General features: G+C 65.6%; 29 protein-coding genes and 1 other RNA gene. 18 read left to right on the top strand and 12 right to left on the bottom strand.

Features of this window, described 5'->3' with window-relative positions:
• Positions 1 to 4: 4 nt before the first annotated feature.
• The 3 genes from ASC68_RS20020 to ssrS all read right to left on the bottom strand — a co-directional run bounded on the left by ASC68_RS20020 (position 5) and on the right by ssrS (position 1,590).
• Positions 5 to 820 (bottom strand): TIGR00282 family metallophosphoesterase, encoded by an 816-nt coding sequence (locus tag ASC68_RS20020; RefSeq protein WP_055883127.1) that lies wholly within the window; start codon positions 818 to 820, stop codon positions 5 to 7.
• On the bottom strand, positions 817 to 1,413 hold the full coding sequence (locus ASC68_RS20015; RefSeq protein ID WP_055883125.1) for a 5-formyltetrahydrofolate cyclo-ligase: 597 nt from the start codon (positions 1,411 to 1,413) through the stop codon (positions 817 to 819). The genes ASC68_RS20020 and ASC68_RS20015 overlap by 4 nt, the downstream gene beginning before the upstream one ends.
• Positions 1,414 to 1,433: 20 nt before the next feature.
• A non-coding RNA gene (ssrS, locus tag ASC68_RS28425) (6S RNA) lies at positions 1,434 to 1,590 on the bottom strand.
• Positions 1,591 to 1,684: 94 nt separating this feature from the next.
• Here ssrS and ASC68_RS20010 point away from each other — a divergent pair.
• Positions 1,685 to 3,382: a cation:proton antiporter gene (locus tag ASC68_RS20010; protein WP_055883124.1), complete on the top strand. Its 1,698-nt coding sequence runs from the start codon at positions 1,685 to 1,687 to the stop codon at positions 3,380 to 3,382.
• On the opposite strand, the gene ASC68_RS20005 is transcribed toward ASC68_RS20010, so the two are convergent.
• Both ASC68_RS20005 and ASC68_RS20000 read right to left on the bottom strand, forming a co-directional pair.
• Entirely contained in the window at positions 3,379 to 3,669 is a 291-nt protein-coding gene (locus ASC68_RS20005; protein ID WP_055883122.1) for a type II toxin-antitoxin system RelE/ParE family toxin, read from the bottom strand. The two genes, ASC68_RS20010 and ASC68_RS20005, sit on opposite strands and share 4 nt — an antisense overlap.
• Positions 3,656 to 3,922, bottom strand: a complete 267-nt coding sequence (locus ASC68_RS20000) for a type II toxin-antitoxin system ParD family antitoxin (RefSeq protein ID WP_055883120.1) — start codon at positions 3,920 to 3,922, stop codon at positions 3,656 to 3,658. The genes ASC68_RS20005 and ASC68_RS20000 overlap by 14 nt, the downstream gene beginning before the upstream one ends.
• A 97-nt stretch (positions 3,923 to 4,019) precedes the next feature.
• Here ASC68_RS20000 and ASC68_RS19995 point away from each other — a divergent pair, with 97 nt between their 5' ends.
• Positions 4,020 to 4,949, top strand: coding sequence for a lytic transglycosylase domain-containing protein (locus tag ASC68_RS19995; protein ID WP_055883118.1), 930 nt, complete (start codon positions 4,020 to 4,022; stop codon positions 4,947 to 4,949).
• Here ASC68_RS19995 and zapA read toward each other — a convergent pair.
• Positions 4,946 to 5,323: a cell division protein ZapA gene (gene zapA / locus ASC68_RS19990; RefSeq protein WP_055883115.1), complete on the bottom strand. Its 378-nt coding sequence runs from the start codon at positions 5,321 to 5,323 to the stop codon at positions 4,946 to 4,948. The genes ASC68_RS19995 and zapA overlap by 4 nt on opposite strands.
• Before the next feature lie 12 nt (positions 5,324 to 5,335).
• Positions 5,336 to 5,629 (bottom strand): DUF4164 family protein, encoded by a 294-nt coding sequence (locus ASC68_RS19985; protein WP_055883113.1) that lies wholly within the window; start codon positions 5,627 to 5,629, stop codon positions 5,336 to 5,338.
• Between the two features lie 193 nt (positions 5,630 to 5,822).
• On the opposite strand from ASC68_RS19985, the gene tkt reads away from it, so the two are divergent.
• The 12 genes from tkt to ASC68_RS19925 all read left to right on the top strand — a co-directional run bounded on the left by tkt (position 5,823) and on the right by ASC68_RS19925 (position 18,328).
• On the top strand, positions 5,823 to 7,802 hold the full coding sequence (gene tkt / locus ASC68_RS19980; protein ID WP_055883111.1) for a transketolase: 1,980 nt from the start codon (positions 5,823 to 5,825) through the stop codon (positions 7,800 to 7,802).
• Between the two features lie 49 nt (positions 7,803 to 7,851).
• Positions 7,852 to 8,859, top strand: coding sequence for a type I glyceraldehyde-3-phosphate dehydrogenase (gene gap, locus ASC68_RS19975; RefSeq protein WP_055883109.1), 1,008 nt, complete (start codon positions 7,852 to 7,854; stop codon positions 8,857 to 8,859).
• A gap of 17 nt (positions 8,860 to 8,876) precedes the next feature.
• Entirely contained in the window at positions 8,877 to 9,428 is a 552-nt protein-coding gene (locus tag ASC68_RS19970) for a putative glycolipid-binding domain-containing protein (RefSeq protein WP_055883108.1), read from the top strand.
• A gap of 188 nt (positions 9,429 to 9,616) precedes the next feature.
• Positions 9,617 to 10,495, top strand: coding sequence for an outer membrane beta-barrel protein (locus tag ASC68_RS19965; protein WP_055883104.1), 879 nt, complete (start codon positions 9,617 to 9,619; stop codon positions 10,493 to 10,495).
• Positions 10,496 to 10,652: 157 nt separating this feature from the next.
• Complete coding sequence (locus tag ASC68_RS19960; RefSeq protein WP_055883102.1) at positions 10,653 to 10,940, top strand: hypothetical protein; 288 nt, start codon at positions 10,653 to 10,655, stop codon at positions 10,938 to 10,940.
• 70 nt (positions 10,941 to 11,010) lie between these two features.
• Positions 11,011 to 12,210 (top strand): phosphoglycerate kinase, encoded by a 1,200-nt coding sequence (locus ASC68_RS19955; RefSeq protein ID WP_055883100.1) that lies wholly within the window; start codon positions 11,011 to 11,013, stop codon positions 12,208 to 12,210.
• Positions 12,211 to 12,318: 108 nt separating this feature from the next.
• Positions 12,319 to 13,344: a class I fructose-bisphosphate aldolase gene (locus ASC68_RS19950; RefSeq protein WP_055883098.1), complete on the top strand. Its 1,026-nt coding sequence runs from the start codon at positions 12,319 to 12,321 to the stop codon at positions 13,342 to 13,344.
• Positions 13,345 to 13,507: 163 nt separating this feature from the next.
• The gene (locus ASC68_RS19945) at positions 13,508 to 14,062 is read left to right on the top strand and encodes a thiamine phosphate synthase (RefSeq protein WP_055883095.1); all 555 of its coding nucleotides are present in this window, start codon (positions 13,508 to 13,510) and stop codon (positions 14,060 to 14,062) included.
• Positions 14,062 to 15,168: a tetratricopeptide repeat protein gene (locus tag ASC68_RS19940; RefSeq protein ID WP_055883094.1), complete on the top strand. Its 1,107-nt coding sequence runs from the start codon at positions 14,062 to 14,064 to the stop codon at positions 15,166 to 15,168. Before ASC68_RS19945 ends, ASC68_RS19940 begins: the two co-directional genes overlap by 1 nt.
• 64 nt (positions 15,169 to 15,232) lie before the next feature.
• Complete coding sequence (locus ASC68_RS19935; RefSeq protein WP_055883092.1) at positions 15,233 to 16,024, top strand: inositol monophosphatase family protein; 792 nt, start codon at positions 15,233 to 15,235, stop codon at positions 16,022 to 16,024.
• Positions 16,025 to 16,307: 283 nt separating this feature from the next.
• The gene (locus ASC68_RS19930) at positions 16,308 to 17,303 is read left to right on the top strand and encodes a hypothetical protein (RefSeq protein ID WP_055883090.1); all 996 of its coding nucleotides are present in this window, start codon (positions 16,308 to 16,310) and stop codon (positions 17,301 to 17,303) included.
• Positions 17,303 to 18,328, top strand: coding sequence for a peptidoglycan -binding protein (locus ASC68_RS19925; RefSeq protein ID WP_055883088.1), 1,026 nt, complete (start codon positions 17,303 to 17,305; stop codon positions 18,326 to 18,328). Before ASC68_RS19930 ends, ASC68_RS19925 begins: the two co-directional genes overlap by 1 nt.
• Here ASC68_RS19925 and ASC68_RS19920 read toward each other — a convergent pair.
• A complete protein-coding gene (locus tag ASC68_RS19920) occupies positions 18,312 to 19,172 on the bottom strand; it encodes an NAD(P)H-binding protein (RefSeq protein ID WP_055883086.1) in 861 nt (286 codons plus the stop codon). The genes ASC68_RS19925 and ASC68_RS19920 overlap by 17 nt on opposite strands.
• 59 nt (positions 19,173 to 19,231) lie before the next feature.
• On the opposite strand from ASC68_RS19920, the gene ASC68_RS19915 reads away from it, so the two are divergent.
• Positions 19,232 to 20,224: an AraC family transcriptional regulator gene (locus ASC68_RS19915; protein ID WP_055883084.1), complete on the top strand. Its 993-nt coding sequence runs from the start codon at positions 19,232 to 19,234 to the stop codon at positions 20,222 to 20,224.
• A gap of 239 nt (positions 20,225 to 20,463) precedes the next feature.
• Here the strand turns inward: ASC68_RS19915 and ASC68_RS19910 are convergent, their stop codons facing one another.
• Entirely contained in the window at positions 20,464 to 22,308 is a 1,845-nt protein-coding gene (locus ASC68_RS19910) for an ABC transporter transmembrane domain-containing protein (protein ID WP_248310572.1), read from the bottom strand.
• Between the two features lie 170 nt (positions 22,309 to 22,478).
• Between ASC68_RS19910 and rpmE the strand changes: the two genes are divergently transcribed.
• Complete coding sequence (rpmE, locus tag ASC68_RS19905; RefSeq protein ID WP_055046196.1) at positions 22,479 to 22,700, top strand: 50S ribosomal protein L31; 222 nt, start codon at positions 22,479 to 22,481, stop codon at positions 22,698 to 22,700.
• Between the two features lie 303 nt (positions 22,701 to 23,003).
• Here rpmE and ASC68_RS19900 read toward each other — a convergent pair whose 3' ends face one another.
• The 3 genes from ASC68_RS19900 to ASC68_RS19890 form a co-directional block, all read right to left on the bottom strand.
• On the bottom strand, positions 23,004 to 23,417 hold the full coding sequence (locus ASC68_RS19900; protein ID WP_055883081.1) for a GFA family protein: 414 nt from the start codon (positions 23,415 to 23,417) through the stop codon (positions 23,004 to 23,006).
• A gap of 43 nt (positions 23,418 to 23,460) precedes the next feature.
• Positions 23,461 to 23,985 (bottom strand): DUF1465 family protein, encoded by a 525-nt coding sequence (locus ASC68_RS19895; protein WP_082528312.1) that lies wholly within the window; start codon positions 23,983 to 23,985, stop codon positions 23,461 to 23,463.
• 297 nt (positions 23,986 to 24,282) lie between these two features.
• Entirely contained in the window at positions 24,283 to 24,468 is a 186-nt protein-coding gene (locus tag ASC68_RS19890; protein WP_055883079.1) for a DUF1192 domain-containing protein, read from the bottom strand.
• A 205-nt stretch (positions 24,469 to 24,673) separates the two neighbouring features.
• Between ASC68_RS19890 and ASC68_RS19885 the strand changes: the two genes are divergently transcribed.
• Both ASC68_RS19885 and ASC68_RS19880 read left to right on the top strand, forming a co-directional pair.
• Positions 24,674 to 25,723 (top strand): NAD(P)H-quinone oxidoreductase, encoded by a 1,050-nt coding sequence (locus ASC68_RS19885; RefSeq protein WP_197421313.1) that lies wholly within the window; start codon positions 24,674 to 24,676, stop codon positions 25,721 to 25,723.
• Between the two features lie 96 nt (positions 25,724 to 25,819).
• Positions 25,820 to 26,542 carry a cell cycle transcriptional regulator TrcR gene (locus tag ASC68_RS19880; RefSeq protein ID WP_055883077.1) on the top strand — a complete coding sequence of 241 codons (723 nt, stop codon included), beginning with the start codon at positions 25,820 to 25,822 and terminating at the stop codon, positions 26,540 to 26,542.
• The last annotated feature ends 15 nt before the right edge of the window (positions 26,543 to 26,557 follow it).

The following is a 26,557-nucleotide window of genomic DNA, read 5'->3' as shown; positions in this document are numbered from 1 at the left end:
TCGTTCAGAACGCCGGCTCGACCTGAGCCAGCGAACCGCCAACCCTGAGTGGCGACAGCTTCGCAACGAGACCGGTCCTTGGATCGGTCTCGATCGCTATGCCGCTCAGCGTCGCCTCGCCCTCGGCCGGAGTGAACCGGCCGGTGGCGATACCGGTGAGGAAGCGGTTGAGCGGCTCGTCGACCTCAACCCCGATCACCGAGTCGTAATCCCCGCACATGCCGGCATCGGCCATCAGCGCCGTACCGCCTTTGAGGACCCGGTGGTCGGCGGTCGGGATATGAGTGTGGGTGCCGACGACGAGGCTGACTTTGCCGTCGAGAAAATGTCCCATCGCCTGGATTTCGGACGTCGCCTCGGTGTGGAAATCGAGGATGATCGCGTCCGCCTGCTCGCCCAGCGGGCACGCCGCGACGGCGGCTTCCACCGCCCGGAACGGATCATCGACCGGGTCCATGAACACCCGGCCCTGCGCATTGATCACCAGCACGCGGTGCCCGGCGCGGCTCTCGTAAAGGTTGGCGCCCCGCCCCGGCGTGCCCGGCGCCAGGTTGATCGGCCGCAGCAGCGTCGGTTCGCGGGCGATATAGGTGAGCGTGTCGCGCTGGTCGAAGGCGTGGTCGCCCAGTGTCACCACGTCGGCACCCGCCGCCTTGATCTCGGCGAAGTGCCCTTCGGTGAGGCCGCGCCCGTGGCTGGCGTTCTCGCCGTTGATCACCACGAAATCGAACTTGTGCTTGTCGACCAACCCGGCCAGGCGGTCAGAAACGGCGTCGCGGCCGGCTTTGCCGACCACGTCGCCCAGGAACAATACTCTCACGTGACCGGCGCCTTTTTCTCGAAGTTGCGCACGCCATGTTCGGTGACGATGGCATCGAGCGGCACATCGTGCGCCTCGCGCGGGATCAGGTCCATCTCCTGCAGCGCGAAGGCGAAGCCGATCAGGCGGGGACGTTTATTGAGCGTCGCCAGCGTGCGGTCATAGTAGCCGCCGCCATAGCCGAGCCGGGTGCCATGCTTGTCGAAGCCAAGCAGCGGCATGATGATGACATCGGGTTGAGCGCGCGGCGCCTCCTCAGGCGGCGCCAGTGTGCCGAAGCCCGCTTCGTAAAGTGGCGCGCCATCTTCCCAGATGCGCAATTCGAGCGGTTGCTCGTCGCCCAGCACCACCGGCAGGCAGACCGGCTGGCCGGCATCCATCAGCCGCGCCACCACGGATTTCACATCCATCTCGTCGCGGATCGGCCAGTAGCCGGCGACCACTTCGCCCTTATCGAGCGGCACGCCCTCGAAGAAATGCTCGGCGGCCGCCTTGGCGGCATCATTGCGCAGCGACGGGTGGAAGGCCGCCCGCTTCTTGTGCGCCACCGCACGGAGCGCCGCTTTCGCCTCTTCGATCTTTGCGTCGCTCATCGGGCTTTCTGGCGAGGAATTCAGGTGCCGCCACGGCCGTGGGATACAGATCCTGGGAACCTACTTACGTAGGTGGGCGCCGTGTGTCCGAACCCACGGGTCCGAACGGTGACAGCTCCCTTAAGGATCAGTACGGCCCCAGGGAAATAAGATCCAACACGCACCGGGCAGCGAACTCAATATAGGGTGGCGACATCGTCAGCGCCATGCGCTTCTTTCCTTTTCCCCGCTCCGGCCTATATCAGGCGGACGAGGGCTCGAGGGGCGACGCATGGTTTCACAGATCCTCCTGGTGATGATCGCGGCCATTGCGGTCACCATCTTCGCCGAACGCCGCAACATCCAGGCGCCGCTGCTGCTGGCGCTGGTCGGCCTCGCCGCCTCGTTCATCCCCGGCTTGCCGCGGCTGGAGCTCGAGCCCGAGATCATCCTCACCGTGGTGCTGCCGCCTTTGCTCTATTCAGCGGCGACCGAATTCTCGTTCATCAGCTTCATCCGGCGGCTGCCCTCGATCATCAACCTGGGCGTGATCCTCGTGCTGGTGACCACCTTCGTCGTCGGCGCGGTCTCCGCCTCGATCATTCCTGGCATGACGCTGGCGGTGGCGACGGTGCTTGCTGCCGTCGTCTCGCCGCCGGATGCCGTGACCGCTGTCGCGGTCGGCCGCAAGCTCGGGCTCCCCAGCCGCATGATGACGGTGCTCAAGGGCGAAAGCCTGATCAACGACGCCGCGGCGCTGACCCTCTTCGCCTTCGCCACCGCCACGGTAACCGGCCGGCACCTCTTCATCGACAATGGCTTTCTCTACTTCGTCTATGCCGTGGTCGTCGGCATCGTCATCGGCATGGTCATTGGCGCCATCGTCCACCGCACCCGGCTACGCATGAGCAACGCGTCGCTGGTCACCGTGCTCTCGGTGCTGGTGCCGTTCGCCGCCTACCTGGTGGCCGAGGAAGTGGGCGCCTCAGGCGTCCTCGCCGTGGTCGCCGCGGGCTTCTCGCTCGGGCACAATTCCACCGAAGCCGGCTATGCTGCCCGCATCCAGGAGCGCCAGTTCTGGCGCACCGCCGATGCGCTGCTCGAGGCCTTCGTCTTCGCCTATATCGGCCTGCAGATGAAGTTCGTCATCGAGGAAGCGACGGCCACCGGCTTCAGCCTGATCGAACTGCTCGGACTGTCACTGATCGTCCTCGTCGCGGTGATCCTCGTCCGTATCGCCTGGGTGTTCGGCACCGGCTTCGTTTCGCGCTGGCAGACCCGCCGGGTGCGCGAGTCCATTGCCCGCATGCAGGCCGGCGAGGAGCCGCCGCGGCGGTTCGGCCGGCGTGACGGGCGCTTCGAGCGCCGCCGGGAAGTGCTGCGGCAGGGCGGCTACGATGTCCCCGAACCGTTCAGCTGGCAGGAAAACCTAGTGATCTCGTGGACCGGTATGCGCGGCGTGGTCACGCTCGCCGCCGCAGCCGGTATTCCGCTGACGACGCTCGCCGGCGACGCTTTCCCCGGCCGCGACGTCATCCAGTTCGTCGCCTTCGCAGTGACGATCGGTACGCTGCTGGTGCAGGGCCTGACTCTCCCCTGGCTGATCAGTGTGCTCGGCATCTCCGACCCGGCCGAAGACAAGTACCGCGCCAGCCAGCACGCCATCGCCCGCGACATCGCCGACGCCGCCGGCCGCGCCGCCATAACCACGTTCCGCGATGGCCAGACCGACCCGAAAGCCCGCGCCGCCGCCGAGCAGATGCTGCAGCGCGCCAGCGTCGAGGACGCGGCGGAGCGCCAATCGCATACCGAGCACGATTCCATGGTGCTGGAACTCGGCCGTGCCGTACTGGAAGCCCGCCGCACCGCACTGGTCGCCGCTCGCGACGAACGCAAGCTCGATGACGAGGTGCTGCGCGAGATTATGGAAGAGATCGACCTGCAACAGGCCGTGCTGGCCAACTGGGAGCCGGGTCGGTTCAGCGGCTAGAACAGCTCGGTCCAGTCGGCCGAATGATGCAGCACACGCTGCACGACAACGGTTCCATCGATCAGATCGTAGAACAGGTGGTGGGCCTCGTGGTGCCACAGCCGGATCGGCGGCCGAACTTCATCGCGCTCTCTTCCCATGAAGGGATGCTCGGCAATGAGAAGTACCGCGCCGCGCAAACTGTTGGTGTAGCTATCCGCCTGCGTCGGGCCGTAGGTCAGGACGCCGTAGAGGTAGATCTCGTCAATGTCCTGTTGCGCTGCAGGAGATATCCTAGGCGGCGGCATCGCGCGCCTTGAGAGCAGCTATCGCCTTCTTCCGGGCCTCAGCAAAAATCTCATCCACTGACTTGTCGCTGATCCCGCTGGCGCGGCCCTTGTCGATCTCGGCCTGCAGCCGCGCAATGGCAGCCGACTTCTCCTGCCGCTCCCGGATGATATCGCGCATCAGATCGCTCGCATTCGCGTACCGCCCGGTCGCAACCTGCTCCTCAACCCATTGCTTCATCTTGTCCGGCAGTGAGATGTTCATCGTGGCCATGGCGAAGCTCCTTTTGACGTCATTCTAGCAAACATTGGCAAACTTTGCCAATTACCGGCGCTTGCCGGAACCCGCCAGCACGTCCTAGTTTCCCCCGATGCGTGGCAGACATCTGATCAGCCTCGGCCTGGCATTGGCGATCGCGGCCTTGAGCTGCGCCGTCCCAGCTGTCGAAAGCGATAGCGAACCGGCCAAGCCTCGCTCCTGCTATGCCGCCGATCCCGCAGCACCATCCTGGACGGCGGTGTGCATCCGGCAGGAGCAGTTCTTTCGCGATACCTGCGGCGCGATCCAGCTGTTTGCCTGGCGCGAGCGATTGCCGGTCGGGTATTTCGCGCGGCTGATCTGGCAGGAGAGCCGCTTCGACCCGTTTGCGCTGAGCACCGCCGGAGCGCAGGGGATCGCCCAGTTCATCCCCTCGACGGCGCGCCTCCGCGGCTTGCGCAATGCGTTCGATCCGAGCGAGGCGCTGGCGAAATCGGCCGAATACCTGCGCTTTCTCACCGACAAGTTCGGCAACCTCGGGCTGGCGGCGGTCGCCTACAATGGCGGCGAGGGGCGAGCATCGGGTTATGTGAAAGGCGGCAGCTACCTGCCGGCCGAGACTCGCTTCTACGTCGAGATCGTCACCGGCCGCGATCCGGATGCCTGGCTCGCCGAAACCCCGCCTGAAGTCGACTACGCCATCGGCAAGGACGAGCCGTTCATCGATGCCTGCGTGAAAATGGCCGAGGCCGAGCGGGTGCCGAGCCTCGACCGGCAGCCGAGCGAGTGGAAGCCATGGGGCGTCCTGCTGGCGCAGAACTTTTCGCAGGGCGTCGTCATCCGCCGCTTCGAGCGGGTGCAGGCGAACTATCCCAAGGTTCTGGGCAGCGAGAAGCTGATGCTGCTGATGGCCCGCAACCCCAATTTCGGGCCACGGCTCAGGCACTACGCCATGATCGGCCGGGACAACCGTGCCGATGCCGATGCGCTGTGCGCCAAACTGCAGGCGGCCGGCGGCTCCTGCGTCGTGAGAAAAAACTAAGCGCCTGCCGCCGCGCCGGTGTCGTCGATGGCGCTTGAGATCGCCTCGATCTTGCGCGCCGCTTCGTTGAGCCGCTTGGCGAACCGCCGCTCCAGTTCCTCGGCCTCGTGGGTCAGCGCCTCGCCGACCTGGGTGAGGTTGGCGACATCCTGCTTCAGCTCGGTAATGCGGCGCTCCGCCTCGGCCAGCTCGTCGAGCACGGCAATGCCGGCCATCACCGTCAGCCGGTTGTCGCCGATCTCGCCGAACGTCCCCTTGAACTGGTCGATATGCTGATTGAAGCGGTCGGCGAGCCCAAGCAGGTGCTGCTCCTGGCCCTCTTCGCAGGCCATGCGGTACTTGCGGCCGTTGATGTCGACATTGACCTCGGGCATCTCAGCTCTCCCCTACTTCAAGCCGTCCTGGGCCAGCACTTCGCGCACCGACTCCATAGCGACGACGAGCCGCCGCGCCACTTCCGCCGAGCTGTCGTCCAGCCGCTTGGCCTTGGCGCTGACCTTGTCGAGCTCCTGCGCCAGGCGCTGCCGCTCGCCCACCAGTTTCTGCGTATCGGATTCGATCCGGCTATGCGCCCGCACCCGGCCATTAAGGCTGCGCACGCTCGCCTCGAGCCGTGCGAACGCCTTGTCCAGCCGGCTGGCGGCGGCTTCGTATCCATCCTCGGAGTGCTGCTCGGCCATCCCGACCCCCGTCGTGGAAAAAGGGCGATTCCACTTGGCACTATAGCGCAAAGCTAGCGCGGCATGGCAACGCCCCCCTCCGGGAGGCGACATTGACAGGTCAAAGGAACCTGCTAAGCGTCAACCCGCCTCGGCAGGAGGGTTCGAGGCGCCCGGATTTCCGGGCTTCTGTCCCTTAGCCGAGAGCACCCTGATGACCAACTCCGCCCAAGCCAATGAGATGGCCAATGCCATCCGTTCCCTCGCCATGGATGCGGTGGAGAAAGCCAATTCCGGTCACCCCGGCCTGCCGATGGGCGTGGCTGACATCGCCACGGTGCTGTTCACCAAGGTGATGAAGTTCGATCCGAAGAACCCCTGGTGGGCCGATCGCGATCGCTTCATTCTATCGGCCGGCCACGGCTCCATGCTGCTCTACGCATCGCTCTACCTCCTCGGCTACGAGGACATGACGATCGATCAGCTGAAGCAATTCCGCCAGCTTGGTTCCAAGACCGCTGGCCACCCGGAATACCACTTTGCCCCCGGCATCGAGACCACCACCGGTCCGCTCGGCCAGGGCATTGCCAACTCGGTCGGCTTCGCCGTTGCCGAAGCCAAGCTTGCCGCCGAGTTCGGCTCCGACCTCGTCGACCACTACACCTGGGTGATCGCCGGTGACGGCTGCCTGATGGAAGGCGTCAGCCAGGAAGCGATCTCGCTTGCCGGGCACCTGAAGCTCAACAAGCTCGTGGTGATCTGGGACAACAACAACATCACCATCGACGGCCGCGTTTCCAACGCCGACTCGACCGACCAGATCGCCCGCTTCAAGGCCTGCGGCTGGAACACCATCGAGATCGACGGCCTCGACCAGGCCCAGGTCGAAAAGGCCTTGCTCGACGCCAAGAAGTCGACGGACAAGCCGACCCTGATCGCCGCCAAGACCATTATCGGCTTCGGCGCCCCGACCAAGGCCGACTCGCACGGCGTGCACGGCTCGCCGCTCGGTGCGGCCGAACTCGCCGGCGCCAAGCAGCAGCTCGGCATCGACTACCCGGCGTTCGAAATCCCGAGCCACACGCTCAATGCCTGGCGCGCCGCCGGCACCCGCTCCGAGAACGCCCGCGGCGACTGGGAAGGCCGCCTCGCTGCGGCCAAGCCCGAGCTGCGCGCCGAGTTCGAGCGCCGCATCGTCGGTAAGCTGCCAGCGAACTGGAACGAGACCATCGAGACGTTCAAGGCCAAGCTGGTTGCCGACAAGCCAAAGGTCGCGACCCGCAAGTCGAGCCAGCTGGCGCTCGAGGTGATCAACAAGGTACTGCCCGAGACCATCGGCGGCTCGGCCGACCTCACCGGCTCGAACCTTACCAACACGCCCGAGACGCTGCCCTTCACCGCCACCGACCGCGCCGGCCGCTACATGCGCTACGGCATTCGCGAGCACGAGATGGCGGCGGCGATGAACGGCATCGCGCTGCATAAGGGCCTCATCCCCTATGGCGGCACCTTCCTGGTGTTCACCGACTATGCCCGCCCGGCCATCCGTCTCTCGGCGATCATGAGCCAGAAGGTCATCTACGTGATGACCCATGACTCGATCGGGCTGGGCGAAGACGGCCCGACCCATCAGCCGGTCGAGCATCTCTCGACGCTGCGCGCCATTCCGAACCTGCTGGTCTTCCGCCCGGCCGATGCGGTCGAAACGCTCGAATGCTGGCAGCTCGCCATCGAAGCCGAGCAGCCCTCGATCCTGGCCCTCAGCCGCCAGAACCTGCCGGCGCTGCGTACCGAAACCGTCACCGGCAATCCGTCGGCCAAGGGCGCCTATGTCATTGCCGGCGATCAGAACGCCGATGCGGTGATCTTCGCCACCGGCTCGGAAGTCACCATCGCCGTGCAGAGCCTCGAGCTGCTGAAGGCACAGGGCATTTCGGCCAAGGTCGTCTCGGTCCCCAGCCAGGAGCTGTTCTACGCCCAGTCGCAGGAATACCGCGACAGCGTCATCGGCAAACCCAAGGCCAAGGTGGCGATCGAAGCCGGCATCGAGATGAGCTGGCTGAAGCTGCTCGGCGACAAGGGCCGGTTCATCGGCATGCACTCGTTCGGCGCCAGCGCGCCGGCCGAAGCGCTGTATGAGCACTTTGGCATTACGTCGAAAGCGATAGTTGAAGCCGTCATGGCGCAGTTGTAAGAACCGCGCTCTTCTTCTCTCCTCCCTAGAAGTCCCTGAAGGAGCCATCATGGCTGTACGCGTCGCAATCAATGGCTTTGGCCGCATCGGTCGCAATATCCTGCGCTCCATCGTCGAAAGCGGTCGCAACGACATCGAGGTCGTCGCCGTCAACGATCTCGGTCCGGTCGAAACCAACGCCCACCTGCTGCGCTATGACAGCGTGCACGGCAAGTTTCCGTATGAAGTGAAGGTCGAAGGCGATGTGATCACCGCCGGCAACCAGAAGTTCAAGGTGACCGCGGTCAAGGATCCGGCGCAGCTGCCGCACAAGGAGCTGGGTGTCGAGATCGTGCTCGAGTGCACCGGCATCTTCACCAGCCGCGACAAGGCCGCCGCACACCTCACCGCCGGCGCCAAGAAGGTGATCGTTTCGGCCCCGGCCGAGAACGCCGACCTGACCGTCGTCTACGGCATCAACCACGCCCTGCTCGGCAAGGAGCACGTGGTGATCTCGAACGGCTCGTGCACCACCAATTGCCTCGCCCCGATGGCCAAGATCATGAATGACCTGGTCGGCATCGAGAAGGGCATGATGACCACGGTGCACAGCTACACCGGCGACCAGCCGACGCTCGACACCATGCACAAGGATCTCTACCGCGGCCGCGCTGCGGCGCTGAGCCAGATCCCAACCTCGACCGGCGCCGCCAAGGCGATCGGCCTCGTGCTGCCCGAGCTGAAGGGCAAGCTGGACGGTATCTCGGTCCGCGTGCCGACCCCGAACGTCTCGCTGGTCGACCTCAAGTTCCTCGCCAAGCGCAACACCACGCCGCAGGAAGTCAACGACGCGCTGATCGCCGCCGCCAACGGCCCGCTCAAGGGCATCATGACCTTCACCACCCATCCGCTGGTGTCGAGCGACCTCAACCACGATCCGCATTCGTGCACGATCCTGCTCGACCAGACCAAGGTGATTGGCGACAACTTCGTCAACATCATGGGTTGGTACGACAACGAGTGGGGCTTCTCGAACCGCATGGCCGACATCACGGCCGTGTTCGCCAAAACTCTGTGACAAACAAGACCCTCTAAGTGCCTCTCGAGCTCGACCTCCGCTGGCAGCCAGTCGGCGAGGTCGGGCTCGAGCACTGCCGTATCTGGGAAAGCCCCGACGGCATCAATGTCCGCAGCGTGCTGATCGGCGAGTTCGAAGGCTTCGCCTACGGCGCCCAGTACGACATCCAGCTCGCCCTCGACTGGACCTTCCGCTCCCTCACCCTCCGCCTCCAGGATGGCCGCGTGCTGCGGCTCAACTCGAACGGGCTGGGCGACTGGAAGGTCAACGGCCAGCGCGCCCCCGGGCTCGAAGGCTGCGTCGATATCGACGTCTCCGGCACGCCCTTCACCAACACCCTGCCGATCCGTCGCGCGAAGTTTACCGATGGCGTGCCGCAGCAATTCGCCATGGCCTGGGTGCCGCTCGACAGCCTGGAACCGTTCCGCGACGGCCAGATCTACACCCGGCTCGATCCCACCCATTACCGCTACCAGGCCGCCGATGGCAGCTTCGAGCAGGTGCTGACGGTGGACGAAGACGGGTTCGTGGTGGACTATCCGACGCTGTTCGCGCGTCTGATCCGATAATAACTGCTCAACCAGAACGATTGTAATTTCAACGATTTGTCCACGCTTGTGGCACCGCTGCACTTGTCGCCGTTACGACGCCAACGCATAAATATGGCACGTCTGATTCATTGCTAAGGCTGATCTTGGGGATCGGCTCGGACGCCAGCCTCGTGCAGCCAGCAGCTGCGACCACATCGGAGAACGATATGAAGACCCAGGTCATAGCACTTGGCGCCACGCTGTTGCTCGCGGCTCCTTTTGCCACTCCGGCCTTGGCCGACCCCACCGGCTTCATTTCGATTGGCGCCGGGCCGGCTGGCACGGAGATCGACACCGGAAGCGACACCTTCAACCTCGATGGCTATGCCCTTGAAGCGCTGCTCAGTGGCTCGATCATGCTCACCCCGGTGCTCGGCATCCAGGGCGACGTCCAGTTCACCTCGCGCACGCTCGACGACTCTGGCGACGACATCACGACGAACAGCTTTGATGGGGCACTGCACGGCTTTTACCGCGAGGCCGACAAGTTCCTCGTGGGTGGTTTCGTGCAGATCGGCCGCGACGACCTGAGCTACAACTCGGCGAGCGAAGGCACTATCGACCGCGCCTATGTCGGCGGCGAAGCCCAGGTGTACTTCGACAACCTGACACTGTACGGCCAGGCCGGCATGCAGCAGTTCGACCTCAGCAGCAACAGTCCCACGTCGATCGGCCTCAACGGCTGGTTCGCCAACGCCGAGGTGCGCTACTTCCTGACACCCAACCTGCGGATCGAAGCTCGCGCCGGCTTCAACACGCTGGATTTCGAGATCCTGTCGGCGACGTTTGACACCGTGACCATCGGCGCCGGTGTCGAATACAAGCTCGAGTCGCTCCCCATCTCGCTGTTCGCGAAATACGATTATTCGACTACCTCAGCCGAAGCACTGATGAGCGATGACGCCACGGTCGGCAATCACCGCTTCCTGGTGGGCGCTCGTTTCGCACTCGGCGAGGACTCGCTGCTCGATCGCGATCGCAGCGGTGCTCCGCTTCGCCCGGTGCAGGGCGGGAACGGTTTCCTCGAGACATTCAGCGGCTTTTGACCGCAACGCACGTCCGCTGCACCAAGGGCGCCCCACCGGGCGCCCATTCTTTTTGGCCAAGCTAACTGTCATCCACGGTTAACCTCTTCGTCGCCAAAGCGTTATGTCGGTGCGCTATTGTCCATGACCAGTTGATCCCTGATCCGGAGATCGGCCGGTGCGTGATATCGAACGGCTTCTCGTTGTCGCCAATGTCGTGGGGAGCCTCGCCCTGGGCGCCCGCCACGATGCAGCCTGGTTCCTGATCCCGCTGGCGGCCTTCGGGCTCTATGTGGTGCTGGCCGACCGGGCGCTGCGTCGCCGCATCGGGCCGCGGCACTGGCCGAGCGAGGGCTTTGCCCGCTTCACCTTCAACACCAACCTCTACTTCGCGGTGCGCCATATCGGCATCGGCGCGCTGCTGTTTGCGCTGTCGGGCACCCTCGCGGGTCTCGTCGGCCTCTGACCTCCGCTGTTGCCCTTGCTGCAATCCTTGCTATAGCAGCGGCACCTCTCCCTAGCAGCGGATGCGTCCCATGCCGGCTTTCAAGACCCTCGACGATTTCGACCTTTCGGGTAAGCGCGTGCTGGTGCGTGCCGACCTCAACGTGCCGGTCGCCGACGGCAAGGTGACGGACGCCACCCGCATCGAGCGGCTGGTGCCGACCATCCGCGAAATCATCAAGGTCGACGGCAAGGCCATCATCCTCAGCCATTTCGGCCGCCCCAAGGGCAAGGTCGACCCGGAATTCTCGCTCGAGCTGGTGGTGCCCGCCGTCGCCGACGAGACCGGCCACCCGGTGGGCTTCATCGCCACCGACTGGACCGATGTGACCAAGGCGAAGCAGGCGATCGACGAGGCCCCTCCAGGCTCGATCCTCGTGCTCGAGAACACCCGCTTCCATCCGGGCGAAGAAGACAACGATCCGGCGCTGGCCGCCCGCATGGCCGAGCTTGGCGACATCTTCGTCAACGATGCCTTCTCCGCCGCGCACCGCGCCCACGCCTCGACCGAGGCGATCGCTCACCTCTTGCCCTCGGCCGCCGGTCGCGCCATGGAGGCCGAACTGAAGGCGCTTGAGGCCGGCCTCGGCAACCCCGAACGCCCGGTGATCGCCATCGTCGGCGGCGCCAAGGTGTCGACCAAGCTCGACCTGCTGGGCAACCTGATCAAGAAGGTCGACGGGCTGGTGATCGGCGGCGCCATGGCCAACACCTTCCTCCATGCCGGGGGGCTCGGCGTCGGCAAGTCGCTGGCCGAAAAGGACCTGGCGGAAACGGCCAACGATATCCGCGACAAGGCGGAAGCGGCGCACTGCGCCATTATCCTGCCGATCGACGCCACCGTGGCCTGGCATTTCGAGGCCAACGCGCCACACCGCTTCTACGGTGTCGATTCGATGGATCCCGAGGGCATGATCCTCGACGTCGGCCCGGGCTCGATCGAGCGCATCAAAGGCGCCATCGATGAGGCTAAGACCATCGTCTGGAACGGCCCGCTCGGCGCCTTCGAGCTGCAGCCCTTCGACCACGGCACGGTCGAGATCGCGCAATATGTTGCGGCCCGCACCAAGGCCGGCAAGGTGGTTTCGGTGGCCGGCGGCGGCGACACCGTCTCCGCCCTCGCCCATGCCGGGGTGAAGGACCAGTTCACCTATGTCTCCACCGCCGGCGGCGCCTTCCTCGAATGGATGGAAGGCAAGCCCCTGCCCGGCGTCGAGGCGCTGAAGCGCTGATCCCCTCTTTCGTCTGATGACGAACGTCTAATACCTGAACGTCCAATCGAACTGCGCGGGCGGGTCTGGCATTGTGCCTCCATTGCACAAACGGAGACCCTCCCGCCCATGGCCTCGCTCAATGCAATCGCCAAAAAGCTCGTCGCCAGCGGCAAGGGCATCCTTGCCGCTGATGAATCCGAAGGCACCATCGCCAAGCGCTTTGCGCTGATCGGCCTGCCGGTGACGCTGGAAACTCGCCGCGACTATCGCGAGATGCTGTTCCGCTCCACCGACGCGATGACCCATTACATCTCGGGCGTCATCCTCACCGAGGAGACGCTGGAGCAGAAGGCCAAGGACGGCACGCCCTTCCGCGACCTGTTCGCCGCCACCGACGTGATCCCCGGCATCAAGGTCGACCGCGGCGCGCTGCCGATGCCTGGCAGCAAGGACGAAAAGATCACCGAGGGGCTCGATGGGCTGCGCCAGCGGCTCGCCCATTACGCCAAGCTCGGCGCCGGCTTCGCCAAGTGGCGCGGCGTCATCGCCATCACCTCCTACGCCCCCTCGCGCAACGGCATCCGCGCCAACGCCCACGCGCTGGCCCGCTACGCCATGTATTGCCAGGAAGCCGGCATCGTGCCGGTGGTCGAGCCCGAAGTTCTGGCCGATGGCGATCCGGGCGATCACTCGGTCCAGCGCTGCGAGGATGTCACCGGCGAGACGCTCGAGGCGGTATTCAAGGAACTGCGGCTCGCCGGCGTCGACCTCTCGGGCATGCTGCTCAAGCCCAACATGGTGACCCCCGGCCTCCGCTCGCGCGACCGTGTCAGCACTGAGGAAGTGGCGCAGCGCACCGTCGAAACGCTCCGCCGCTTCGTCCCCGCCGCCGTGCCGGGTATCGCCTTCCTCTCGGGCGGCCAGTCCGATGAAGAGGCGACGGCGCACCTGTCGGCGATGAACCAGCTTGGCGGCCTGCCCTGGGCTCTTACCTTCTCCTACGGCCGGGCGCTGCAGACGTCGGCGCTGGTGACCTGGAACGGCGAAGACCAGAACGTCAAAGCGGCGCAGCAGGCCTTCACCCACCGCGCCAAAATGAACGCCCTGGCGGCGCTCGGCCAGTACAAGCCCGAACTCGATCTCGCAGCCTGACCTCCAGAACGAACTTCCCGACGACTGGGGGCGCCTTGGCGCCCCTTTCTTTTGCAGCGAACCTGACGCTGCGAACCCCGCTTTCTTTTCGGCTCGGTAACCCTTGCCCAGTTGCGGCCAGAATCCGGCTCCACATCGGCGATGGGGCCGCTATAACACCGCCATGTCAGCCGAAATCTTCCTTATCGCACCCACCGATACTCCATCCGACCAGCTCGTTGCGGCGCTGACCGCCACGCTGGAGCGCGACGATGTCGCCGCCCTGCTGCTGCCGCGCGGCAACCTGGCTGAGAACGCCTACAAGGATCTCGCCAAGCGCATCGTGCCGCTGGCGCAGGCCAGGGGCGCCGCGGTGCTGGTCGAGGGCGAACCCGGACTGGTGCGCCTGCTCGGCGCTGACGGCCTCCACGTCCCCGGTGGCATCGAGGCCGTGCGGGAAGCGATTGCGGCGCTGAAGCCGAAACTGATCGTCGGGGCCGGCGACATCCACTCGCGCGACGACGCCATGCTGAAAGGCGAGGCGGGGGTCGACTACATCCTATTTGGGCCGCTTTCCGGTTCCATATCCGCCCCGGAGCGCGAAATGGCGCAGTGGTGGGCTGAGACCATGGAGATCCCCAGCGTGCTGTCAGACCCTGAAGCCGGCCCCGCCAACTACGATGCCGGCGATTGCGAGTTCATCGGCCTGCCGCTGACGGTGCCGGAGCCGGCAAAGTGATGCGCCGCCTGGGCTATGCACTGCTGCTTGCCGGCCTGGCGCTGCCGGCGCTGGCGCAGGCCGGCCGCACCGATTTCGAGGACCTGCGTCCCAAGGACATGCAGTTCCCCGACAATCTGGGCATGGAAGACCTGCCGATCGGGCCGGTGCCCGAGGAGTTCCTGAACCAGCCGGCTCCCGACGCCCTGACCATCAGCGATTCCATCTTCGGCGAGCGGGTCGACCCGGCCTATGGCGCCTACCAGCGCGGCTACTTCCTCACCGCGCTCGACCTGGCGCTGCCGCGTGCCGAAAAGGGCGACGCGCACGCGCAGACGCTGATTGCCGAAATCTATGCCAAGGGCCTTGGTGTACCAGAGGATTTCGCCGCCGCTGCCAGTTGGTACGGCATGGCCAGCGCGCATGGCGATGCGCTCGCCACCTTCGAGCTCGGCATGCTGTACCAGCAGGGCAGCGGCGTCGCGAAGGATCGCAAACGGGCCGCCGAACTGTTCAAGACCGCAGCCGACGCGGGCAATATGCCGGCCAAGTACAATCTGGGGCTGCTGCATGTCGAAGGCGTCTATGCCGAGCCCAGCCTCACCAAGGCCGCCGAGCTGATCGGCGAAGCCGCCAATTCCGGCATTACCGAAGCCCGCTACGACTATGCCGGCATGCTGGCGGAAGGCGCCGGTATCGCCCCCGACGCCAAGGCCGCCGCCGAGCAGTTCCGGCTTGCCGCCGAGGACGGGCTGGCCGCGGCGCAGGTCGAGTACGCCACCATTCTCTATCTCGGCAAAGGCGTGCCGGCGGATCGTGCGACAGCCGCCAGCTGGTATGCGCGCGCCGCCGATGGCGGCAACCCGGTGGCGCAGAACCGCTATGCCAAGCTGCTGGCTGCCGGCGAAGGCGTGACCGCTAATCTCGAGGACGCTGCCATGTACCGCGCCCTGGCGCGGCGACAGGGGCTGAAAGACCCGCAACTCGACAAGCTGCTGGCCACGATCAAGCCTGATCAGCTGACCCGCGCCGAGGAACGCGCCCGCTTCTGGCCGTCGCTGCCGCCGACCAAGGTCGCGGCGAACACCACCCCGACGCCTGCGCCGACCGAGACGCCCTTGAACTGAACGGCGTTCTCGGGCACATAGCGGCCCTTCCCACGTTTCCAGTTTCTCGCGCGGAGTTTCCCCCATGCGCTCGGCGCTTCTCAACGTTATGGTCCAGGCCGCTACCAAAGCCGGCCGCTCGCTCGCCAAGGATTTCGGCGAGGTCGAGAACCTGCAGGTCTCGGTAAAGGGCCCGGCCGATTTCGTCTCCAACGCCGACAAGCGCGCCGAAGAGATCGTCTTCAACGAGTTGCAGAAGGCCCGCCCGACCTACTCCTTCCTCGGCGAGGAAGGCACCGAGGTGAAGGGCAGCGACGGCCAGCACCGCTGGATCGTCGACCCGCTCGACGGCACCACCAATTTCCTCCACGGTATTCCGATGTTCGCCTGCGCCATTGCGCTCGAGCGCAACAACGAGATTGTCGCCTCGGTGATCTACAACCCGGCGATGGAAGAGCTGTTCACCGCGGAAAAGGGCGGCGGTGCCTGGCTGAATGATCGCAAGCGCCTGCGCGTCGCCAACCGCAAGCACCTCGCCGACGCCGTCGTCGTTACCGGCATCAACTCGCGTGGCCGCGCCCTCGACCTGCTGCAGTTGAAGCAACTGGCGCACGTCGTGCCCGCCGTCTCCGGCATCCGCCGCACCGGCTCGGCCTCGACCGATCTGGCCTGGCTCGCCGCCGGCCGCTTCGACGGCTACTGGGAAGCCGGCCTCGCCCCCTGGGACGTGGCGCCGGGCCTGCTGATGCTGCGCGAAGCCGGCGGCACCATGACGGATTACGCCGGCACCACCGGCTCTGTCTGGAACGGCCAGGTCATCGCCGGCAACGAGACGATCCAGAGCCAGCTGCTGAAGATCGTCAAGGCCGTCAACTGAGCCACGGCGGAAACGGCGCGCATCCGTCGGTCCAACCCACCGGCGTCATCCCCACGAAGGCGGGGACCCAGTGGGATTTCTCAACCTCGACGGGCGCTGCAGCATCCCACTAGGTTCCCGCCTTCGCGGGAATGACCCTGGTGGACGACAGGCCTCCCCGTCACCCTCCAGTCGCATTGTCGGGATTTCATGGGGTTAACCCGCATGGTGGGTTGCCGACCGTTGCGCGGATTCGCCGAAGCGCACTATTGTCAGGCCGATTTCATGAGCATGGGGCCGCGACATGTCGCAAACTTACGACCCGTATCGCCTGGCGAGCCCCGCGGTCTATCTGGTCAAGATCGTCATCTTCCTGGTGCTGGTGGCGCTGGTCGCCGCCATCCTCGCCAACCAGCTGCTGATCTTCTTCTGGGCCAATCCCTTCATCAACTCGCTGATTCTGCTGACGCTTTTCATCGGTATCATCCTGAGTTTCCGCCAGGTGATCCGGCTGTTCCCCGAAATCAACTGGGTCAACGCGCTGCAGGAAGGCCGCATGCCCGCGGTGCAGCCGCGCTTGCTGGCGCCGGTGGCAAACCTCTTGCGCGATCGGCTTGGCGAGGCGGTGATCACTCCCTCCTCGATGCGCTCGATCCTTGATTCCGTCGGCAACCGCCTCGATGAAGCCAAGGACACCTCGCGCTACCTGACCGGCCTCCTGGTTTTTCTCGGCCTGCTCGGCACCTTTTACGGCCTGCTCGAGACCGTGACCCATGTCGCCTCGACCATCCAGGCGCTCGACGCCACGGCCGGCGATACCGCGACGCTGTTCTCGAACCTCAAGGAAGGCCTCGCCGCCCCGCTCGGCGGCATGGGCACCGCTTTCTCCGCCTCGCTGCTCGGCCTTTCCGGCTCGCTGATCCTCGGCTTTCTCGACCTGCAGGCGAGCCAGGCGCAGAACGCCTTCTACACCGACCTCGAGGACTGGATGACCTCGATGACCGAGCTCGACCACCCCGTCACCCAGATGCAGGCCACCGGCCTCGGCGTCTCCGGCGATGAAATGTCGGCGATGCTGGCGCAGTTCGGCTCGACCCTGCAGAACTCCGGCTCGTCGCAGAATGCCATCCGCGCCATGGCCGAGCTGGCCCGCGGCATCGATGGGCTGGTCAAGCACATCAAGGCCGAACAGGAAGACCTGCGTGGCCACATCATCCAGCAGGGCGAGACCAACAAGAAGCTCCGCGAACTGATGGAAGCCATGCTGCGCGAGGGTGAATCCGACCGGCGGCCGAACTGATGGCGAGCTCCACCCGCTCCCGCCGCTCACAGGTCACCAATTACTGGCCGGGCTTCGTCGACGCCCTGTCGAGCCTGTTGCTCGTCATCATTTTCCTGCTCTCGCTGTTCATGCTGAGCCAGTTCTTCCTCGGCCAGGAGATCAGCGGCAAGGACACGGCGATGAGCCGGCTCAACGCCCAGATCGCCGAACTGACCGAATTGCTGCAGCTCGAGAAGGTGAACTCGAGCGACCTCGAATCGACCATCGCAACGCTCTCGGCGACACTGACCTCGGCCACCACCGAGCGCGACCAGATGGCGGCGCAACTGGCCGGCCTAGGCGCCGGCGGCGACGGCAAGGACGCTACCATCGCCCAGCTCGAGTCCGATCTCACCGCCCAGCAGGACCTGTCACGCGAGGCGGCGGCGCAGGTGGCGCTGCTCAACCAGCAGCTCGCGGCGCTCCGCACCCAGCTCGCCGCACTGGAACAGGCGCTGCAGGCCTCCGAGGCCACCGACACCGAGAACCGTACGCAGATCGCCGATCTCGGCCGCCGGCTCAACCTGGCGCTGGCGCAGCGCGTGCAGGATCTGAGCCGTTACCGCTCGGATTTCTTCGGCAAGCTGCGTCAGGTGCTGGAAGGCCGGGCCGATGTGCGCGTGGTGGGCGACCGCTTCGTCTTCCAGTCCGAGGTGCTGTTCGATGCCGGCGAGGCGGCCATCTCGCCCGAAGGCCAGACCGAACTGGCCAAGCTCGGCGCTGCCATCAAGGAGCTGCAGACGCAGATCCCAGCCGATGTGAACTGGGTACTGCGTATCGACGGGCACACCGACAAGCGGCCGATCAACACGCCCGAATTCCCCTCGAACTGGGAGCTCTCGGCAGCCCGCGCGATTTCAGTGGCGAAGTACCTGATCACCCAGGGCGTCCCGGCCAATCGGCTGGTCCCCGCCGGCTTCGGCGAGTTCTCGCCCATCGATCCCGGCGACAGCGACGAAGCCTACCGCCGCAACCGCCGCATCGAGTTCAAGCTGACCGAATAGGCCGCGCCCAGCTCGGCGCCGCTTTCGCAGCATAGTCGGCAAAGCTGCGCGCCGGCCGACCGGTGAGGCGCGGGACCGTATCGCTGATCGCCGAGCCCAATCCGTCTCGGATCGCCAGCTGGTTGCCGACGACGATCGCCGCGTAGTCCGGCGCCAACCCCGCCCCCACCAGAATGTGCGTGAACTCTTCGCCGGTGATCTTCCGGTGCGCGATGTCCCGTCCGGCGGCCTGCCCGATGATCGCTGCCGCATCGGCAAAGCTCATCGCCTCGGGCCCCGTCACATCATAGATCTTGCCGCCGTGCCCCTCGTCGAGCAGCGCGGCTGCCGCCACCGCGGCGATATCCTCGGCATCGACGAACCCGACGGCGCCGTCGCCGGTGGCGGTCGCGATCATGTCAGCCCCCAGGATGCCGGGAAGAAAGAAATCCTCGGAGAAATTCTGGTTGAAGCCCGATGGCCTGAGGATGGTCCATTCGAGCCCGGAAGCCATGACTTGCTGTTCGAGCTCATACCGTCCCGTTCCCGGTCCTTCGTTGGGAAACGCCACCCCCATCGACGTCACGGCAACGATCCGCCCAACGCCCGCCCGAGCGGCAGCGGCGAGAAACGGCCCGGTGTGCCCCGTCGGGTCCACCACAAGCTCCGGCGGCGTCAGGTAGACGGCGTCGATGCCGGCCAAGGCTGCATCATAGGTGTCGGGCTTGTCCCAATCGAAATAGGCCATACCGGCCATGCCGCGCCGGCTCGCGGCCCGAACCTTCACCCCCCGCTCCTTGAGCAACGGGACGAGACGGCGGCCGGATTTGCCGGTGGCACCGAGAACCAGAACAGAGCGTGTCATTTGCAGCTTTCCTTGACCTTGACTGCGCCATGACCTACGGCTCTCAACCGATCTCTTCGATGGGTGAAACACTCGATATCATGTTCGAACGTCTCGATTCGCGTGCCGATGTGCTGAGCGAGGTGCTGGATGCGGTGCAGCTGGGCAGCGTCCTCTCCTCACGCAACGAGTTGCGCGCGCCGTGGGCCCTGCATGCCGGACAAACCAGCCACCGGGCCGGTTTCCATGTGGTGGTCCGCGGCCACTGCTGGGCCCGCGTCGATGGCAGTGACACCCCGGTCGCCTTGGGCCCCGGCGACATCGTGCTGTTCCCGCACGGCTCCGGCCACACGCTGGGTGATACCCCACAAACGCCTGCCGTCGAGTTCGAGAGCCTGCTGGCCGGCCTCGCTCCGGGCGAGGCGATCGAATTCCCTGATGGCACTGACGGCGAAGCCACCGTGCTGCTCTGCGGCTCCTATTCCTTCTCCGCTGCAGGGACCAATCCCCTGCTGCGCGGCCTGCCCAGCCTCGTCCACCTCACCGGCAAGCAGACCCACGGGACCGGTCTTGAGGCCGCCATTTCGCTCCTCGCCGCTGAAGCGGAAAGCCGGGGCTCGGGTACGGCGATGGTCGTCGACCGGCTGGTCGACCTGATCTTCGTCTACACGCTTCGCACCTGGCTCGAAGAGCAGCGCCGCTCGCAGTCGTCCACCTGGTTCGGTGCGCTGCAGAATCCGCAGGTGGCGCCGGCATTGCGCGCCATCCACGATGATCCGGCGCACCCCTGGACCGTCGCCACGCTGGCCACCAGGGCAAAGCTGTCACGCGCCGTGTTCGCCCGCCGCTTTGCCGAGGCGGTTGGCGAAGCGCCGCTCAGCTATGTCACCCGCTGGCGGATGACGGTCGCGGCACGCCTGCTCGAGCAGGGACACCGTATCGCCGCCGTGGCGCCGCGCGTGGGCTATGAGAATGAGTTCGCCTTCGCCAAGGCCTTCAAGCGGGTCCGCAACATCGCGCCCGGCCAGTTGCGCGCCGCCAATCGCAACACGCTGCCGCGCCAAGGCGGCTGACGACTCGGCCGCATCGCGTTCAAGCTCACCGAATAGCGTCGATTGACAGCACCGGCCGCTTCGAGCATAAGCGCCGCCTTAGCTTTGGGCGAGGTCCGAAGCGTTGCGCAACAGGGACTCCCTCCATGCCTGCCTATCGATATACCAAGGGCAGGCTGGGCATGAGTGAGCCCAAGGCGCTGTAAACGCCCCGCTTGAGCTGTGGGAGTGCAAATTCTCCCCCTGCCCACCAAATCTGGTTATTCCGCCACTTCGCGCTGCAGCTCGGCGCGGAACTGCAGCTTGGCCAGTTCGGCGTATTTGCCACCTTTGCGCACCAGCTGGTCGTGCGTGCCCTGGTCGATCAGGCGACCCTTTTCCAGCACCAGGATGCGGTCGGCGTCGCGGATGGTGGCGAGGCGGTGGGCGATCACCAGCGTCGTGCGGCCAGTCATCAGACGCTCCAGCGCCAGCTGCACCAGCCGCTCGCTCTCGGCATCGAGCGCTGACGTCGCCTCGTCCAGCAACAGGATCGGCGCGTCCTTGAGCAAGGCCCGCGCGATCGCCAGCCGCTGCTTCTGGCCGCCCGACAGCATCACCCCGCGCTCACCCACGATCGAATCGTAGCCGTTGCTGAGCTCGGCGACATAGTCGTGCACCAGTGCCGCCTTGGCGGCCGCCTCGATCTCGGCGAACGTCGCTTCCGGCCGGCCGAAGCGGATGTTGTCGGCGATGGTGCCGGCAAAGATCGTCGGCTCCTGCTCGACATAGGCGAAGCGGCGGCGGAGCTGCTCGGGTTCGACGTCACGCACATCGATGCCGTCGACCAGGATGCGCCCGGCGGTGACATCGTAGAAGCGCTGCACCAGTGCGAACAGCGTCGACTTGCCGGCCCCTGAGGCGCCGACCAGCGCCACCGTCTCGCCATGTGCGATCGCGAAGCTCATGCTGGAGATCACCGCTTCGCTGTCGCGGGTCTCGTAGGCGAAGTCGACATCGTCGAAAGCGACAGTGCCCAGCGGCGGCACCGGCAGGGCCTGCGGGTTTGCCGGCGGCTTGATTGCCGGCTCGGTGTCGAGGATCTCGACCAGCCGTTCGGTGGCGCCCGAAACCGTGTGCAACAGGCCCATGATCTCGGAGAGGTTGGTCAGCGCATTGCTGGCCATCAGCGCGTAGATCATGAACTGGGCCAGCTCGCCGACAGTGACGACGCCGGTGAACACCGCGTTGGCGCCCCACCAGACCAGTACCACCAGCGCCGAAGTGGAAAGGAACAGCAGCCCACCGAGCAGTGCGGCGCGCGCGCCCACGCGGCTGACTTCAGCCTCGAACGATTCCTCGGCACGCGAGCCGTAGAGCCGTGACTGCTCCGGCTCCTGCACGAAGCTCTTGATGGTCTTGCTGGCGCCCAGCGCCTCGGTCGCCATCGCCGACATGTCGGCCAGCGCATCCTGGGTGCGACGCGACATCCGCCGCAGCCGCCGGGCGTAGAGCATCACCGGGATCAGGATCGCCGGCCCGACGATGACGATGGTGAGCGCCAGGTAGGGGCTGGTGAGGAACATCAGCGTCACCGCGCCGATCAGCGTCACCGCGCCGCGCAGCATGATCGACAGGCTGGTGCCGATGGCGCCGCGGATCGTCGCCACGTCGCCGTTGAGCCGCGAGGTGAGCTCGCCTACCCGGTGCAGGTCGAAGAACGCCGAATCGAGGGTCAACAGGTGATCGAACACCTTGCGGCGCAGGTCCGTGAGCACGCGCTCGCCGAGCACCGAAATGAAGTAGAAGCGCCCGGCGCTTGCCAGCGCCATCACCAGCGCCACGCCGATGGCGATCATGCCGTACTGGCCGACCATCGACAGGTTCTGCTCGACGAAGCCCTTGTCGATGATCTTGCCGGCCAGCGCCGGGATCACCAGCGACGACAGGGTCGAGACCAGCAGGAAACCGATGGTGAAGGTCAGGCGCCACGGATAGCGCAGCACGAACGGCATCAGCCGGCGGATCGGCTTGATGTCCCGCTGGCCGGTCTTCAGGGCCTCGCCCTTGCTGCCGAGCCTGCCGGTCGGGGCCGCTCCGGTGGTGCTGCGCGTGGTGCTTTTCAAAGTGCCCTCGATATAGGCAGGCAGCGCGCGCGCCGCAACCGAATTGCCAGCCCCGCGACAACACGCGGCTTCCCCTTGCGCTGGTGTCGGATTTTCTCTATGAACCCGGCCAATCCGTATCAATCGTTTCGTCCGGGCGCCGTGGCGCCCGTTTGATTTGAGGCAGCGCCATGAAGAACGACATCCATCCCGACTACCACATGATCACCGTGGCGATGACCAACGGCACGACCTACCAGACCCGTTCGACCTACGGCAAGGAAGGCGACACGCTGCAGCTCGACATCGACCCGACCACGCACCCGGCCTGGACTGGCGTGCAGGGCAACCTGATGGACCGCGGTGGCCGCGTCACCCGCTTCAAGGACAAGTTCAAGGGCCTCGGCTTCTAAGCCTGACGGCACCGACGACTACAAAAGCCCGGCCATTTGCGCCGGGCTTTTTGTTGCTTGGAGTAATATCAACGGCTTGGGCGGACGCCCCACCGGCGCAACTCACCACCAGGCAGTGCCTCAAACTCGATGTCATCCCTGCGAAAGCAGGGACCCGACTCGCAGCCCGCGCATCCGGATAGATGGGTTCCTGCTTTCGCAAGGATGACAGCCGGTGGGTGGGCACCACCGTAGCGTGGCGCCTTCGCGTAGATGACGCCGGTGGGGCATCACCGGACCGGTGCGATCGCCGCCAATTTGCCCTCAAACCCGGTTCGTCTCATACGCCGTGATCGACGGATCGATCTCAGCCCAATCGACGCGTGAGCGCGTCCAGGCCTGGCGGTTGGGTTTGACGACGCTGGGATCATCGAGGCTGCCGGCCTTGATGAACACCACCTCAGGGTGGAGCGGCGGCAAAGTGTAGAGCGGCGAGCCGCAATCGCCGCAGAAGCAGCGCGCCACCGGCCGGCCGCTGTCACCCTGTTTGACGAAGCTCCTGGGCATCCCCTTGCTGACGCTGAAGCCAGCGGCAGCGACCCGCACGCTGACGCCGAAGGCACTGCCCGAGACCCGGCGGCAATCCTCGCAGTGGCAATAGCCAGCGGCGCCGACCTCACCCTGGTAGGTGTAACGAACGGCGCCGCAGAGGCACCCACCCGTCAATGTCTCGGTCATTATCCCACCTCGGTCAGATCGACCGATGGTAAGGGCTGGCGCCCTATTCCTTCAACCGGCCAAACGCTGCCTTGAGACGCGCCAGCTGGTCGGCAATGCCGCCTTCGGCGCTCGGGGCATATTCCGGCACGCCGCCGCGCTCGAGCTTGTCGAACTGCTGCACCCGGTCGAACAGCCGGTCGCCCTTGGCGATGAACTCCAGGAGCCGCTGCGGCAGCTCGCCATAGCCCGGGCCGCCGCGATCGCTCGGGGTGGCGGAGAAGCGGACCTTCTCCTTTTCGGTGCGGGCGTTCTCGGCGGTGAGTTCGCCTTCGTTCACGGCGCGCTGCAGCAGCAGCCATGAGGCGAGCTGCATCAGCCTGGTGGTAAGGCGCATGCTCTCGGAAGCGTAGAGGAACGAGGCTTCGCGCGGCAGGCCGCGGCTCTCGGCGCGGCCATCGCCATCGAGATAGGAGGCGACCTCCTCGATCAGCACCATGCCCTCGCGATAGAGCATGTCGAACCCACCCGACGCGACGATGCGCGGCCCGATGGCCACCGGCTTCTGCTTCTGCCTGCTGTCGTCCACGCGTTGCTGCCCGGGTAACGGAAAATTGCGACCGGCCCCTGCTGCCGGATACCCCGTTGTGCGCCCGCCTCCCTTGCCGTTGGCTTAACGCGCCAATGGGAACCGGACAAAAGAAAAGAGCCGTCGAAACGGCTCTCGAAAGTTAACAGGGAGGCGTCAAACAGAGGGAGAAACCACTCTGCAAAATCCAGAGAACTGGATAGGATTTAAGTTAACGGCGATGTGTTAATTTGAGGTTAACGAGACTCGCTTTCTTAACCTTGCCATTCCGTCACCAGCGCGGTGCCCGGCGGCGCCTCACAGTTTGAACAGCGATTCCGCCTCTGAGCGGGTCTTGTTGCGCGCCGCGATCGCCTGCTCCAGGCGAGCGATCTCGGCCTTCAACAGACCGATCCGCTCCTCGAGCTCCTCGACCGACATCGTGTCGATCAGCATGCCGACCTCGTGTCCCCTCGGTTTTTTGACTGCGTCGTCGTCGAACATGATCTTCTCCCGGCTTGGGTTTTCCGAATTTTAGCCCTCCTGCCGGAGCGTGCAACCCTGACTCCCCCAGGGCGTCAACTCGACGTCCCCAGGGTGTCGCCTCTGACGTCCCCGGAGCGTCGACTGCGACGTCCCCCCGGGGCGTCACCTCCGACGTCCCCCGGACGATTAGCCGATTGCCAGCGTGCGCCGCATGGTCCTAGCTATGCTCATGCCGATCCCCGCCGAAATGACCGCGATCTCCATCACCCAGTTCGGTGGCCCCGAGGTACTGCAGCCGGTGCGCTTGCCGGTGCCGCAACCGGGCCCCGGCGAAGTGCTAATCCGTGTTGCGGCCGCTGGTCTCAATGCGCCCGATCTCGGCCAGCGCCGCGGCACCTACAACCCACCGCCCGATGCCTCACCCCTGCCCGGCCTCGAAGTCGGCGGTGAGATCGCGGCCATCGGCCGGGGCGTGCGCGGCTGGTCGCTCGGCGACCAGGTGGTGGCGCTGACCCATGGCGGCGGCTATGCCGAATATGTCGCGGTCCCATCCGGGCAGGTGCTGCCGGTTCCCACCGGCTGGTCGATGCTCGCTGGCGCCGCCCTGCCCGAGACCTTCTTCACCATCGAGCAGACGCTGGTGATGCGGGCAGGTGTCACCGCCGGCATGCAGGTGCTGATCCACGGCGCCGCCGGTGGTATTGGTGGGGCCGCCATCCAGATCGCCCGGCTGCACGGCGCCCACCCGATCGCCATCGTTTCGGACCCTGAGAAGGCGGCCTATGCCCGCGCGCTCGGCGCCATCGAGACCATCGACCGCTCGAACGAGGATTTCGTCGCCCGGACGCTGTCGATCACCGGCGGCAAAGGCGCCGACCGCATCGTCGATATCGTCGGCGGCGATGCGCTGGAAAAGAACATCCGCGCCGCGGCCCGCTTCGGCCATATCGTCATCGTCTCGACGCTGGCCGGTCCGAAATCCGAGATCAATGCCAGCCTGATCCTGATGAAGCAGCTGACCCTCTCGGGCTCGACCCTCAGGCCACAGAGCCGCGAGGTGAAGGCGGCGATCGCCCGGAGCCTCGCAAAATCGGCCTGGCCGGCGCTGGCCGATGGCCGCATGGTCCGCCCGCGGATCCGGGCTGTGCCGCTCGCCGAGGCTGCGCGTGGTCATGTCGAACTGGAGCAACCCGGCAATTACGGCAAGCTGATCCTCGTCACGCCATGGGGCGAGACTGCTGATGATAGCGACAATCCGATTGAATCGGCCTGAACCCGCGGGTATATAGGCGCATTATTCCCCCTCAGGATGAACCACGAGGCGGGGCGGACCGGAAGAACCCGGCCGCGCCTCAAGGAGAGATTTATCATGGCCACGCCCCTACTGATGCCCAAGGCAACCGCCGTCTGGCTGGTCGACAACACCGCGCTCTCGTTCGAGCAGATCGCCGCCTTTTGCGGGTTGCACCCGCTTGAAGTGCAGGGCGTCGCCGACGGCGACGTGGCCAGCGGCATCATGGGCGTCAACCCGTTGCAGAACGGCCAGTTGACCCGCGAGGAGATCGAGAAGGCCGAGGCCGACCCGAACTACCGCATGAAGATCTCGGACCCCAAGGTCCGCGTCGCCGCGCCCAAGCGCAAAGGTCCGCGCTACACGCCGATCTCGCGCCGCAACGAGCGCCCGAACGCCATCAAGTGGCTGCTGCGCAACCACCCCGAGATGAAGGACGCGCAGATCATGCGCCTCGTCGGCACCACCAAGTCGACCATCGACGCGGTGCGTGAGGGCACCCACTGGAACAATGCCAACATCACCCCGATGGACCCGGTGACGCTCGGTCTTGCCAGCCAGATCGACCTCGATCTGGAAGTGAGCCGTGCCTCGAAGGGCGCTGCCCCGGGCGATATCGCCGAACAGGGCACCATGCTGCTGACCGCAGAGGAAGCGCTGGCTGGCGCCCATGGCCGTGCCGGCATGGACCATGCCGAGGACGACGAGCATACCGAACGCCGCCCCGAGCGCGAGGAAGAGCTGGACGCCGACTCGGTGTTCGCCAAGCTGAAGTCGCTGAAGGGCGATTCCGAAGAGTAAGAGCTAAGGCGCGGG

Source organism: Devosia sp. Root105 (assembly GCF_001424865.1).
In the GTDB taxonomy this organism is placed as follows: domain Bacteria; phylum Pseudomonadota; class Alphaproteobacteria; order Rhizobiales; family Devosiaceae; genus Devosia_A.
Note: the sequence above shows the minus strand (reverse complement) of the source record. Positions and strands in the feature narration are given on the sequence as shown.

What these genes read in the sequence shown, in the direction of transcription:
- ASC68_RS20015 (WP_055883125.1), bottom strand. Translation starts at nt 1,413, where the DNA reads ATGAGCGACGCAAAGATCGAAGAGGCGAAAGCGGCGCTCCGTGCGGTG.
- ASC68_RS20010 (WP_055883124.1), top strand. Translation starts at nt 1,685, where the DNA reads ATGGTTTCACAGATCCTCCTGGTGATGATCGCGGCCATTGCGGTCACC.
- ASC68_RS20005 (WP_055883122.1), bottom strand. Translation starts at nt 3,669, where the DNA reads ATGCCGCCGCCTAGGATATCTCCTGCAGCGCAACAGGACATTGACGAG.
- ASC68_RS20000 (WP_055883120.1), bottom strand. Translation starts at nt 3,922, where the DNA reads ATGGCCACGATGAACATCTCACTGCCGGACAAGATGAAGCAATGGGTT.
- ASC68_RS19995 (WP_055883118.1), top strand. Translation starts at nt 4,020, where the DNA reads ATGCGTGGCAGACATCTGATCAGCCTCGGCCTGGCATTGGCGATCGCG.
- zapA (WP_055883115.1), bottom strand. Translation starts at nt 5,323, where the DNA reads ATGCCCGAGGTCAATGTCGACATCAACGGCCGCAAGTACCGCATGGCC.
- ASC68_RS19985 (WP_055883113.1), bottom strand. Translation starts at nt 5,629, where the DNA reads ATGGCCGAGCAGCACTCCGAGGATGGATACGAAGCCGCCGCCAGCCGG.
- tkt (WP_055883111.1), top strand. Translation starts at nt 5,823, where the DNA reads ATGACCAACTCCGCCCAAGCCAATGAGATGGCCAATGCCATCCGTTCC.
- gap (WP_055883109.1), top strand. Translation starts at nt 7,852, where the DNA reads ATGGCTGTACGCGTCGCAATCAATGGCTTTGGCCGCATCGGTCGCAAT.
- ASC68_RS19965 (WP_055883104.1), top strand. Translation starts at nt 9,617, where the DNA reads ATGAAGACCCAGGTCATAGCACTTGGCGCCACGCTGTTGCTCGCGGCT.
- ASC68_RS19955 (WP_055883100.1), top strand. Translation starts at nt 11,011, where the DNA reads ATGCCGGCTTTCAAGACCCTCGACGATTTCGACCTTTCGGGTAAGCGC.
- ASC68_RS19950 (WP_055883098.1), top strand. Translation starts at nt 12,319, where the DNA reads ATGGCCTCGCTCAATGCAATCGCCAAAAAGCTCGTCGCCAGCGGCAAG.
- ASC68_RS19945 (WP_055883095.1), top strand. Translation starts at nt 13,508, where the DNA reads ATGTCAGCCGAAATCTTCCTTATCGCACCCACCGATACTCCATCCGAC.
- ASC68_RS19940 (WP_055883094.1), top strand. Translation starts at nt 14,062, where the DNA reads ATGCGCCGCCTGGGCTATGCACTGCTGCTTGCCGGCCTGGCGCTGCCG.
- ASC68_RS19935 (WP_055883092.1), top strand. Translation starts at nt 15,233, where the DNA reads ATGCGCTCGGCGCTTCTCAACGTTATGGTCCAGGCCGCTACCAAAGCC.
- ASC68_RS19930 (WP_055883090.1), top strand. Translation starts at nt 16,308, where the DNA reads ATGTCGCAAACTTACGACCCGTATCGCCTGGCGAGCCCCGCGGTCTAT.
- ASC68_RS19925 (WP_055883088.1), top strand. Translation starts at nt 17,303, where the DNA reads ATGGCGAGCTCCACCCGCTCCCGCCGCTCACAGGTCACCAATTACTGG.
- ASC68_RS19920 (WP_055883086.1), bottom strand. Translation starts at nt 19,172, where the DNA reads ATGACACGCTCTGTTCTGGTTCTCGGTGCCACCGGCAAATCCGGCCGC.
- ASC68_RS19915 (WP_055883084.1), top strand. Translation starts at nt 19,232, where the DNA reads ATGGGTGAAACACTCGATATCATGTTCGAACGTCTCGATTCGCGTGCC.
- rpmE (WP_055046196.1), top strand. Translation starts at nt 22,479, where the DNA reads ATGAAGAACGACATCCATCCCGACTACCACATGATCACCGTGGCGATG.
- ASC68_RS19900 (WP_055883081.1), bottom strand. Translation starts at nt 23,417, where the DNA reads ATGACCGAGACATTGACGGGTGGGTGCCTCTGCGGCGCCGTTCGTTAC.
- ASC68_RS19890 (WP_055883079.1), bottom strand. Translation starts at nt 24,468, where the DNA reads ATGTTCGACGACGACGCAGTCAAAAAACCGAGGGGACACGAGGTCGGC.
- ASC68_RS19885 (WP_197421313.1), top strand. Translation starts at nt 24,674, where the DNA reads ATGCTCATGCCGATCCCCGCCGAAATGACCGCGATCTCCATCACCCAG.
- ASC68_RS19880 (WP_055883077.1), top strand. Translation starts at nt 25,820, where the DNA reads ATGGCCACGCCCCTACTGATGCCCAAGGCAACCGCCGTCTGGCTGGTC.